Origin of the sequence: Neobacillus drentensis (assembly GCF_036965425.1) — a bacterium.
GTDB lineage: Bacteria > Bacillota > Bacilli > Bacillales > Cytobacillaceae > Neobacillus > Neobacillus drentensis_F.
This window is the reverse complement of the sequence record NZ_JBALPP010000140.1, coordinates 1-11,201: the sequence shown is the minus strand read 5'-3', so window position 1 is coordinate 11,201 and position 11,201 is coordinate 1. Positions and strand designations below refer to the sequence as shown.

General features: G+C 40.1%; 15 protein-coding genes and 1 riboswitch. Of the genes, 4 read left to right on the top strand and 11 right to left on the bottom strand.

The genetic code is table 11. From position 1 onward, the window contains the following. Nucleotides 1-359 precede the first annotated feature (359 nt). The 11 genes from V7161_RS27275 to V7161_RS27225 all read right to left on the bottom strand — a co-directional run bounded on the left by V7161_RS27275 (nt 360) and on the right by V7161_RS27225 (nt 8,962). Nucleotides 360-1,355 (bottom strand): ABC transporter substrate-binding protein, encoded by a 996-nt coding sequence (locus V7161_RS27275; RefSeq protein WP_335715937.1) that lies wholly within the window; start codon nt 1,353-1,355, stop codon nt 360-362. 24 nt (nt 1,356-1,379) lie between these two features. Next, the gene (locus V7161_RS27270; protein WP_335715936.1) at nt 1,380-2,147 is read right to left on the bottom strand and encodes an ABC transporter permease; all 768 of its coding nucleotides are present in this window, start codon (nt 2,145-2,147) and stop codon (nt 1,380-1,382) included. Next, a complete protein-coding gene (locus V7161_RS27265) occupies nt 2,137-2,904 on the bottom strand; it encodes an ABC transporter ATP-binding protein (protein ID WP_335715935.1) in 768 nt (255 codons plus the stop codon). Before V7161_RS27265 ends, V7161_RS27270 begins: the two co-directional genes overlap by 11 nt. Continuing rightward, a complete protein-coding gene (gene tenA / locus V7161_RS27260; protein WP_335715934.1) occupies nt 2,879-3,550 on the bottom strand; it encodes a thiaminase II in 672 nt (223 codons plus the stop codon). The genes V7161_RS27265 and tenA overlap by 26 nt, the downstream gene beginning before the upstream one ends. Continuing rightward, on the bottom strand, nt 3,547-4,836 hold the full coding sequence (locus V7161_RS27255; RefSeq protein WP_335715933.1) for an acetylornithine deacetylase: 1,290 nt from the start codon (nt 4,834-4,836) through the stop codon (nt 3,547-3,549). Before V7161_RS27255 ends, tenA begins: the two co-directional genes overlap by 4 nt. Beyond that, nucleotides 4,833-5,342 (bottom strand): energy coupling factor transporter S component ThiW, encoded by a 510-nt coding sequence (gene thiW / locus V7161_RS27250; protein ID WP_335715932.1) that lies wholly within the window; start codon nt 5,340-5,342, stop codon nt 4,833-4,835. The genes V7161_RS27255 and thiW overlap by 4 nt, the downstream gene beginning before the upstream one ends. After that, a complete protein-coding gene (gene thiE, locus V7161_RS27245; RefSeq protein ID WP_335715931.1) occupies nt 5,339-5,977 on the bottom strand; it encodes a thiamine phosphate synthase in 639 nt (212 codons plus the stop codon). The genes thiW and thiE overlap by 4 nt, the downstream gene beginning before the upstream one ends. Further along, a complete protein-coding gene (thiD, locus tag V7161_RS27240; protein ID WP_335715930.1) occupies nt 5,974-6,783 on the bottom strand; it encodes a bifunctional hydroxymethylpyrimidine kinase/phosphomethylpyrimidine kinase in 810 nt (269 codons plus the stop codon). The genes thiE and thiD overlap by 4 nt, the downstream gene beginning before the upstream one ends. Nucleotides 6,784-6,796: 13 nt before the next feature. Beyond that, the gene (thiM, locus tag V7161_RS27235; RefSeq protein ID WP_335715929.1) at nt 6,797-7,603 is read right to left on the bottom strand and encodes a hydroxyethylthiazole kinase; all 807 of its coding nucleotides are present in this window, start codon (nt 7,601-7,603) and stop codon (nt 6,797-6,799) included. A 78-nt stretch (nt 7,604-7,681) separates the two neighbouring features. Continuing rightward, nucleotides 7,682-7,791, bottom strand: a riboswitch (TPP riboswitch). Between the two features lie 137 nt (nt 7,792-7,928). Then, entirely contained in the window at nt 7,929-8,171 is a 243-nt protein-coding gene (locus V7161_RS27230; RefSeq protein WP_335715928.1) for a glutaredoxin family protein, read from the bottom strand. A 17-nt stretch (nt 8,172-8,188) separates the two neighbouring features. Further along, nucleotides 8,189-8,962, bottom strand: a complete 774-nt coding sequence (locus V7161_RS27225) for a TatD family hydrolase (protein ID WP_335715938.1) — start codon at nt 8,960-8,962, stop codon at nt 8,189-8,191. 392 nt (nt 8,963-9,354) lie between these two features. On the opposite strand from V7161_RS27225, the gene V7161_RS27220 reads away from it, so the two are divergent. The 4 genes from V7161_RS27220 to V7161_RS27205 all read left to right on the top strand — a co-directional run. Continuing rightward, nucleotides 9,355-9,540, top strand: coding sequence for a hypothetical protein (locus V7161_RS27220; RefSeq protein WP_335715927.1), 186 nt, complete (start codon nt 9,355-9,357; stop codon nt 9,538-9,540). A 122-nt stretch (nt 9,541-9,662) separates the two neighbouring features. Continuing rightward, a complete protein-coding gene (locus tag V7161_RS27215; RefSeq protein ID WP_335715926.1) occupies nt 9,663-10,427 on the top strand; it encodes a spermidine synthase in 765 nt (254 codons plus the stop codon). Nucleotides 10,428-10,577: 150 nt separating this feature from the next. Beyond that, entirely contained in the window at nt 10,578-10,733 is a 156-nt protein-coding gene (locus tag V7161_RS27210) for a hypothetical protein (protein ID WP_289983221.1), read from the top strand. 233 nt (nt 10,734-10,966) lie between these two features. Then, nucleotides 10,967-11,201, top strand: a 235-nt coding sequence (locus V7161_RS27205; RefSeq protein ID WP_335715925.1) for a hypothetical protein, incomplete at its 3' end; no start/stop codon positions are given.

The following is an 11,201-nucleotide window of genomic DNA, read 5'->3' as shown; positions in this document are numbered from 1 at the left end:
ATTTGTCGACAGTCTGAGACCCTAACATTGTTGGGGTCTTTTGCTTTATTTTAATTTGGCTGAACCAAGGCGAAGGCCCTGCAACATAAATTTCGAAATTTTGGAACTAGTCTTTCCTTAGAAGGTGGACTTATTAAGGACATTTTTCTTAGTTTTTGAGCCCGTTTTGTCCTCAAGAAGCCTTATTAAGGACATTTATCATTGTTTTTGAGCTCGTTTTGTCCTCAAGAAGCCTTATTAAGGACAATTCACAAGCGAGCCGACATTAATTTGTCCTTAAGCTCCATATCCGAACATGCTGTCCACTCCACACGTACAAATCACCAAAATTGTCTTTTTGTGGTGCCTGACACCATACCTTAAAAATTTATAAACGCGTCCTCAGCTTTAAGGTCTTTTGTGATGACTTTGTTTTCTTTTAGCCACTCGGCAACTTTGTTCCAGGTTTCAGGGTCCTGGTAGCCAAAGGTTTTATCCTTGGCATCCATTAAAGGAAGTAAGATTTCCAAGCTTTTTGTTTCGACGTCCTTTTCAAGCGGGGAGGATTTGTCTTCATGCTTCATTAGGACGGAAAGTCCCTCTTCTGGATGTTCAGACACATATTTTTGACCCTTTGTGATCGCCGCCATAAACTTTTTAAATACCTCTGGCTTCGCTTTTAATCCCTTTTCACTGCCAACCAATACCAATTCATAATAATCGGGAACCCCATAGTCGGCTGGGTTTAATGTCCGCATTGGATGGCCCTCTTTATCTAATAATAATTTCTCGTGATTAATATAGCCTCCAATAAGGGCATTTGTTTTCTTTGTTGCCATCGCCGGAATCAAATCCCAGCCAACATCAACCATCTTTATCTTACTTGCTTCTCCCCCATCTGCCTTCACCATTGTCGATACAATCGCTTCATCCAGTGGAATCGATGGGTAGCCAATCGTCTTACCAGCTAGATCCTTCGGTGATTGAACCGAACTATCGGCAGGGACCATTAACTGGTTAAGGGGGTGGCGGACAATTGCCGCAAAGGATTGGACAGGGATATCCTCTCCTCGCGCCACTAATACTTGCGGTTGATAGCTCAAGGCCATATCAATTTTGTCTGCGGCTACTAGTTTTAAAGGATCGTTTGTATCAGCTGGCATTTGAATATCCACATCCAAGCCTTGCTCTTTAAAATAACCCTTCTCTTGTGCAGCATAAAGGAAAGAATGGACAGCATTCGGATACCAATCCAGCATAAGGCTTACTTTCTGAAGCCCCGTATCCTTGCCCGAGGATTTAGAAGATTCACTTTTCCCACATGCACTTAAAAGTAATAACAATAGACTTAACATTATTAATAAACTTTTTTTCATATCTACATACAACCTTCCATGATGTTAACGATTTTGATTTTTCAATAACTGTTTTTCTACAAAACCTATTAGTAAAAATAAGACAATCCCAAGCAAAGACAGAAGAAATATGGCAGCAAATACTGCATCTGCCTTTAAGTTTCCCGACATCCTTCGGCTAAAATAACCGAGCCCTTCACTTGCCCCCAGCCATTCTCCGATCGTCGCTCCCACAACACAATAGACAACAGACATTTTCAATCCAGAAAAAATGGAAGGCAGTGCCATTGGTATTTGGATTTTCTTAAAAATCATCCAGCGGTCCGCACCCATGGTTTGCAATAATTCGCGATATTCCTTCCCGACTGCCTTCAAGCCATCAAAAGTACTCACAACAATGGGAAAAAATGCCGTTAAGATTGTGACGGCAATTTTACTCCAAATCGAATAGCCGAACCACATAATAAAAATAGGTGAAATCGCGATCAACGGAATCGTTTGCGAAATGACGAGAAAGGGATATAGGATTTTTTCTACCGATCGAAAAAAATGCATCCCTACACCTAACAGGAGACCTCCAGCGAGAGAAAATCCGAATCCAATTAGGACTTCCTTTAGTGTTGCAGGCAAATGCTCTTCGAACAGAAGCTCCCGGTTATCAATCAGGGATGCCCAAATCGCCGATGGGGAAGGCAGGATAAACGCTGGTACCATTCCATGCTGGACGATCCATTGCCACAAACTGACAAGAAGGATGACCACAAGCAAAAATAAACCATAATCGCCCGTCCATTTTTTTATATTACCTTTCATATTGAATCAGCCACTCCAATTCTTTTCGCATCGCCATAAAATCAGATTGATAGATTAACTCAGAACTTCTAGGTCTCGGCAAACTGACTTTTATTTCTTGGATTCCGTTCCCTCTTAACAAATAAATTCGATCGCTTAATAAAATCGCTTCCTCAAGATCATGGGTGATGAACAGGACCGTTTTTTGTAGTTCTCCCCACAGCCCCAGTAACCAGCTATGCATGTTGCGTTTCGTTAAAGAATCCAATGCGCCAAACGGCTCATCTAACAATAAGAGGTCTCTGCCCGTCACCAATGTTCGTAAAAAAGCGACCCGCTGCTTCATCCCTCCGGAGAGTTCATTTGGATAAGCATTTTCGTAATCTGCCAGTCCAAAACGGGCTAACCATTCGCGGACTTCCGGGATTTTTTCCTGGCTTTTTTCCTTTGTTACCTCCAGTGGCAGCAACACATTGTCCATAACCGTCCTCCATGGCAAAAGAAGGTCTTTTTGCGGCATATAGCCTACCTGTCCTAATCTTCTTTTTGTATCCTGCTGCCCAAGGCGAATTTCACCCACGTCTGGCTCTAGTAAACCCGTAATCAATTTAAAAAGAGTACTTTTTCCAGAACCGCTTGCTCCAATTACGGATACAAATTCGCCTGACTGTACATCCAATGAAATTTCTTGAAAAATGGGTCTTTCGCCGCTAAATGAATATGTCAGATCTTTGATGGATAACATGGACGAATTAGACAGGCCAATCGCCCCCCTCATAAACCATATCCCAGAACATGTATTCAAATCGGGAAGTCGTCAAAAAGTGATTTTCTAAAATGGCCAGCTCCCGTTCAGGTTTTCCATCCGAGTACGCGTCTAATAAATTAATGAGCCAAGTGGCAAGCTCGCCAAACTCACTTGAAGAGTACATTTTTACCCAATCTCCATACTGATAGTGATTGATAGAGTTTGGATAGTTATCTGCTAGCATCTTGCTAATCTCCCAATAGCTCCACATACACGGCAGTAAAGCAGCGATTAATTCCTCTAATGAGCCATTTTGAGCGACATTCAGCATGTATCTTGTATATGCCAAGTTGATGGGAGTCGGCTTTGTTTCTTCAAGCTGCTGATGTGTAATACCAAATCTTTCAGCATACTGACGATGGAGCTCCATTTCTCCATGCAGGGTTTCGTTTAGAAGTTTAGCGAACGAAGCCATCGTCTCCAGGTCCCCTGCCTTCACTGCTCCAAATGCAAACAACTTTGAATAGTCGATTAAGAACACATAATCCTGTTTCATGTATCGGATAAAGGATTCAACAGGCAATTCACCCGTCCCCATTCCGACAACAAAAGGATGCTGGTGTGTTTTTTTCCAAATATCCTCTACTTTTTGATAAAGCCTTTGTGAAAATTTCATTGCTGGCCCTCCTTCCTTGTGTTGCACCACTCTGCAATAAATACGGCTAATACTTTTGTAAAATCAAGCAATTGTTGGATTTCTACTTTTTCATTAACAGCATGGGCATCTTCTAGTTTTCCGGGTCCGAAGATAACCGTCGGAATCCCCGCGCGGCCAAGCCAGCCTGCGTCCGTTACAGTAGTTGACATGCCAACCACTGGCTCAAAGCCAAGCAATTTTTCAAAGGAATTAGTTAAAAGCTTTGTTCCAGAATGTTCAGGATCAATTTCTAATGAAGGGAAAATTTCTCCTCGGTCAACAATCATCGATTTACCACCCCAAACAAATTCCGGAGGATTTTCCCTTAGCCATGGGTCAGAAGCAGCGACAGCACCAATATGCTGTTCAATTTCCTTAATCACGTCTTTGTAATCTTCATTCGGGTAAAAATGTACCGTGATCCATAAAGAGCAGCTGTCGGCTACAAAGGCTGCATGCCGGCCTCCCTCAATGACAGCTGGATTGATCGTATTGGTACCAGGAGGAAAGCCATCATAGCTTTTCGTCACTGCCCAGTGCCTTTCAAGTTCTTGAAGCCCGGTAATGATTTTCGTCATTTTCTCAATCGCACTGGCTCCGTTAATTCCTCCGCCAGCATGAATCATGTTCCTTCTAAGCCCGTCATGGTAGGTTTTTTTGCTTTGAATCGTAATCCAGCCCGTAATCACTCCGCCCTGTCCTTGAATATGTAAGTCGCTTGTATCGACAACAACGGCATAGTCTGCCTTGTATCCTTTTTCCATACAGGCAAGCGTACCGGCCTCCCCCACTTCCTCCCCAATAACCGATTGGAATTGCAGGTCACCTTGTAGCGGAATGCCAAGTTCTTTTAAAAGTTTAATAGCCATAAGGGAGGCAGCGATTCCACCCTTCATATCAGCAACTCCACGGCCGTATATATAGCCATCCTTCGTTATGCTTTCAAACGGCGATGAATTCCACTCTTTATCATCCCCTACCTCGGCCACATCAACATGCCCATTTACAATCAAGCTATTAAACTGGTCAGAAGATTCACCGTGTAAAATCCCTACCACATTCGGATCCCCAGGGTATACGTCCCATTTTTCCGTTTCAAATCCCAAATTTTCCAGATATCCTTTAATAAAGTCCTGTACCTCCGTAGTATTTCGGGCAGGGGGACTTACTGTAGGATAGGCTATTAGCTTTGTTAATAGTTTCAGCAATTCCTCTTGTCTCGCTTCCACTTCATTTGATATACGTTCCCACAACTCTTTTCTCATTTGTTCACAGCCTTGGAATCTGCCAAATTGACAACATTATTTTTTGAAAAAATAGTAAGAATAACAAAACCAATCAGGGCACCGGCAAAGGAGCTAAAAATAAACAAAGGAATAAATCCAAAAAGGCTCGCTTTTTGTCCGAGAATCAGGGTTGCGATTGGATAGGAAAGGAGTGCTCCCAGGATGCCCGTTCCAATGACCTCACCTATAAAAGCAAGATATATTTTTCTAGTTTTCCAAAATAATAAGGATGCCAATAATGCCCCAACCATGCTGCCTGGAAAGGCAAATACGGATCCGGTTCCCATTAAATTTCTTAATAGGGATACACAAAAGGCCTGAGCTACTGCGTAATAAGGGCCTAAAAGTACTGCCGATAATACATTTAAAAAGTGCTGAACAGGAAAGACCTTGGTAAATCCAATTGGAATCGAAACTAAACTACTAGAAATCGTGCCAATCGCAATCATCATGGCCGTTAAGGTAAGTTTATGAGTTCTTTTCATCCTCTCACCGCTCCTCTTAATTTCTTGGCAGCTTCTAGAGGTGACAATGCATGGCTGATTGCTGTAATAACAGAAACACCATCTGCTCCGGCTTCCACAATAGATCGGGCATTATCTGCCGTAATCCCGCCAATGCCGACAATTGGGGTTTGGTAGCCATTTTTCCTAAGTGTTTCAATAAGTTCTGTGCCCCTGGAGGGTTTGGCATCAGCTTTTGTTTTTGTCGGAAAAACGGGACCAATACCGAAATAATCTGCGCCTTCTCGAATCGCGGACATCGCTTCCTCTGTGGAATGGACAGACACCCCGAGGAGTTTATCACCAATTTTTTTCCTAACCGTTTTCACAGACTCGTCCTCTTGCCCGATATGGACACCGTCAGCATCAATCGCCAGTGCCAGCTCGATATCGTCATTGACGATGAACGGGATGTGATGCTCTTTGCATATGCTTTGAAGTTCTCTTGCGAGAGTATATTTATCCTCTCCAGTTAAAGCACCTTCTCCTTTTTCACGAAATTGAAAAAGGGTAATCCCCCCAGCGATGGCTTCTTTTAATACCTCAGCTGGGTCCTTAAGACAGTTAGGACTGCCCATGATAAAATATACCTTTAGGTAGTCTCGTAAATTTTTCATAAACGCAAGCCCTCATTCTTTACTCGGTATCCCCAATGGTTGGTTGGACCATGTCCTTTGCCAATCTCCAAATCAAATTGGATCGCATCATGAATAAAATCCTTGGCTAATGCGACTGCCTCATATAAAGGCGCGCCTTTTGCAAGTTCAGCCGTGATGGCTGCTGAAAAAGTACAGCCAGTTCCGTGAGTGTTTTTCGTTTGAATTCGTTCTTTAGCAAACGTGTAGAATTCTGTCCCGTCATACAATAGATCGATGGATAAAGATTCATCCTCGTCATGGCCGCCTTTGATGATAACGTTTTGGACACCCAATTCTGATAATCTTTTAGCAGCATCCTCCTTATCTTTGGCAGTATGAATCGACATACCAGTCAGAACCTCGGCTTCCGGTATGTTTGGTGTAATGACCCTTGCAAGCGGCAATAAATATTTTTTCATTGCTGAAATGGCTTCCATCTGCAGTAATGAAGCGCCGCCCTTGGCAATCATAACAGGATCTACTACAAGGTTTTCCCAATGATATTTACTAATAATATCAGCAACCGCCTCGATGATTTCTGCATTAAACAGCATTCCGGTTTTCACGGCATCCGTTCCCATATCATCGCCTATTGCCTGCATCTGTTTAACCACAGCTTCGACTGACATCGGATACACCCCATGAACACCCAAGGTATTTTGAGCGGTAACAGCGGTTAAAGCTGACATACCAAAAACCTGTAATTCCTGAAAAGTTTTAAGATCCGCTTGGATTCCGGCTCCGCCGCCGCTATCCGACCCTGCAATCGTTAATGCTTTTTTCATTTTATTAGCCCCCTTAAACCTGTCTGATTGCGCTATGTTGCTTGATATCATCAGTGGAAACAACTGACAATTGGTTTAAAAATTCGATTTGGAAACTGCCTGGACCTTGTTCAATTGTTTTTTGTGCTGCCTTTTCCGCTGCAATTCCAAAAAAAGTTAACGCAGCAACGGAAGCCTTTATAAGATCTTTTTCAACACCTGCAAAAGCACCGATTACGGAGGTCAATAAGCATCCTGTACCGGTCACTTTAGTTAAGATGGGATGACCATTAGCAATGGCATAGGTGGTTTTGCCATCGCTGACGATATCTTCTTTTCCAGTAATGACAACTAAGCAATTCATTTTTTGGGCAGCTGTAATCGCAAGGTCAATGACATTCCCCTCGGTATTTCCAGCGTCAACGCCCTTGATTTCCCACTTTTCACCTACTACATTTGCAATTTCTGCCGCATTGCCTCTAATGATTGTGACTTTGACTTCCTTCATGATTCTTTGGGCCGTTTCGGTTCGATAGCTTGTTGCTCCAGCACCGACCGGATCAAAAATGACTGGGACATTGTGTTGATTCGCAGATTTTCCTGCAAGAATCATTGAATTGACATTTTGAGAGTTTAAAGTACCAATATTCAAAACGAGTGCACTAGCGATTTTTGCCATTTCGGCTACTTCTTCCTCGGCGTAAGCCATAACTGGTGATGCTCCAAGTGCCAGAAGCCCATTTGCAGTAAAATTTGTTACCACTACATTTGTGATATTATGTACAAGCGGATTTACTTCTCTTACTTTTTGTAATGTTTCATACAAACTGTTTTTTTCCATGAGATTTTCCTCTTCCTTTTTTAAAATAAAAAAACCAGATCCATATATGGACCTGGTTCATAAGCAAGTAAGCGCAATGACTATTCTCGACTACTTTCCTACGCTGGTATTATCCAGATCAGGTCCGAAGGGTTAAAAACGTTGCCGTTTCCTCTCAGCCCGCATTATGGGCACCCCTAGTAGATACTAAACATATTAAATTTAAATCAATAATACTCCTATTAAACTTATAAGTAAATATTTAATTACTTAAGAAATTATTCAATCAGGTTTACATAATATTATTATGATAAATAAATACGAGTCCTTCATATACTAAATGCTTTTATTCTTTTTTCGCCAGCTCCATGAGCTCTTTTAATTCATTGGTAAATCCTTTAACTGCCCGATTACCAACTACAGTTACCGGAACCCCTAAAAATCCGTACTCTTCCACTTCCTTTTGATATACAGGATTGGTAGAAACATTCCTGGTATCAAACGGGATTCCTTCTTCTGTGAGAACTTTTTTAACCATCGTACATTCAATACAGTCGTTTGTCGTATAGACGATCACTTGCTTGCTCATCATTGTTTCCCCTTCTTTTATCGATTCTCTAACTCATAAAATGATTTACTGTTTCGCCATAATGTATCAGAAACTTCTTCCAATGACAATTTTTTTATTTTTGAAATTTCTCGGATTGATTCACTCATCATATTCGGATGGGTCATTTTCCCGGAAAAAGGACCTTCGAACGGCCATGGACCATCAGTTTCAATCATCATCTGCCCTAATGGATACATATGAACAATGTTCCTTATTTTTTCTTTATAGACAATATCAGGGGTAACAGAAATAAAATGCCCATTCCCTATGATTCTTAAGATGGTTTTCTGATCACCCTTAAACCAGTGAAAATGTGCCTTTTTAATAGAGTACTTTTCCAAAAGATCACAAACAATCGGTGCATCCTCATAGATAGCATGAAGGACAATTGGTTTACCCCATTCAGCTGCTTTTTGGATAAATATCTCCAATATATTTAGGTATTGTTCGTGTTGGCTTTTAGAAACTTGATTTTGTTGCCTTAAATAATATGGAAGACCAACCTCACCGATGGCAGCCATTTCATTTTGGTGATCATTCATCCAATTTAAGAGTTCTAAAACCTGGTTTTCACTTGGCAAAGCTTGCTCTGGGTGAAACCCAAAAGCAGCCTTCACTTTTTGAAATTTTCGGGTTAATTCTAGGTTTTTTTTACACGACTCAAGATTAAAAGAAACTGTGATCAACCTATCAATCAGAGGAGAATCTTTCATTATCTGTTTAATTTCATCATCTTTGTAATGATCAAGATGAATATGGGCATCAATCATCTTAAACAACTGGACCAACCCCTTTATATCAACATTTAAAGCGCTTTCATCCGACAAAAAAATCGAGAAATGTCTGTTCTTGCGCTTTCCCAAGGAATAAATAAATATTTCCTCCACCATTATCTAATATAAAAGCCTATAATAAAGCCATTTTATCATTCCTTGTCCTAAGATAACATGATAGCAGGAAATAAAATTCAACTCTCCATTATTTCGACTTTTTTCGCGTTTATTCACTTTCTTCATACAACCCATCTTAATTGTCCACATGAGATGGACATTTAAGGAGATTTGTCTTTTTGCGGTGCCTGACACCTAATGACAACATGAAAAATATTTGGAATGATTTGTATGTGGAAAGATAATATATTAATAGTATGGGGGTGTTTCTGGTGGGAAATGAGGTTAAGGGGTCGAAGCCGCATTCTAGTACGAATAACAATAATAAGACTGATGTAAGGGTTAATAATCATTTTAGTCTTACTATCAATTTTGGTGATTCTTTAAATTTACTTGCATTAATTGCTGGTATCTATTTAATTAGGAAAATGAACAAGAAACGAAAAATCGAAACATGAGAAAAATGTAATGGTATAAAGCCATTACATTTTTTTTGTTCCTAGGAAACCTATGCTATTTATTCATTCAAATATCCATTCAAATGAATACTCTGTAGTAAACCCGCTATGGAGGTGAAAATATGAATCAGATAAATAGAGATGATCGTTCGGAGCGCCAAATTTTTCTTTACGGGTCAACGTTAATTTATAAGACTTCCAGCTCTTATCAAACAATTTACGTTACAGAGCGGAGTGAATTCGAAGGAATGCGAGGGAAATTTCGAATGCTTCAATCTTCTTCCGATGCTATCCAAGGAATAATAAATTTAGAGCATCCTCAATTACTTGTAGCTGCAGAAAATCGTATCGTTGTGGATCTTATTGATCACTATGCATTTCATTTCCAAAATGGATTTATTATTGGCCATGGAATTGGCACGATAAGCTCTCATTATTCTAATAAACATTTGTTAACTGCAGAAATTGACCCGTTGGTCGTCGAGGTATCCAAGAAGTACTTTGAACATACAGGAAAAAACGTGGAACTTGGTGATGGACAAGCGCTCTTAAAAACCCAGAATGCCCACTCCCAGGATATCATTTTTTTAGATGCATTCAGCGGCAGTGAAATCCCGTTTCATCTAACAACAAAAGAGTTTTTTTCTCTATCAAACGATAAGCTCTCTGACAAAGGAATTTTTATCATGAATTATATTGGAAAAATAAAAAATGATGAATTATTGCATACCCTTTATTCAACAATCTCAGGTATCTATCCTTGCGTGAAGCTTTTTGTTACAGACCCTAAGAAAAGATCAAAACAAAATATATTTTTTGTTGCAAGCCGGCGTGTCCTGGAGGATTATTCGCCTCGAGAAGCAACCCTCTTGGATATTTTGGACTGATTAGCGTGATTACAAATCTATTATGATATTAGCATAATTTCATCAATTGATTGATTTAACTAGAACCAATCTATTCTTTTCAACATAGCTTGTCTAATATAAGGAGTTAAAATACTACCTTAAATAAAATATCGAGAGGGGGGATCACACGTGGCAATTACACTACCAGCTTGTCCAACTCTTGGTGATATTGTTGTAGGACTTGTTTTAGTTGTTGCATTTTTACTTGGTAGTCTTTTAGGTGCTCGTCCAAGTACACTTGCAGCAGTATCAGATGCCATCGCAACTGCTTTTACTTGCTCCTAATTTAGGGCAATATTAAATTCGCAGTCTATAAAAAGACCTTCTTAGCTAAGGCAAAGTGGGTCTTTTTTTATCGATACCGATATTTATGAAGTTGTGGTTATATTTTTAAACAAATTATACATCAAAATATTTACTTCCATAATGACATTAACACACTACATGATGATACAAGCGACATAGGATATATGGAATTTCTGAACTAATTAAGATTAAACTAAAAAGGTGGTTAATTTATGAGTGGCAAGATGAATGAAAATAATGGACAGGATACAGGTAATAATATGGACAAGGACCCTTTTAAGAATCTTACAAGCAATCTATTAAATAATCAAAATTCATTTGATTTAAATTCCATCATGCGAGTTGCAACAAATCTTCTAAACAACGAATCCATCATCGATTCGTTTACCGAACTTAGTGGGGAGAACCAGCCCCCTGCCGCAACTACAGCTCCTGAAAAACAGGAAG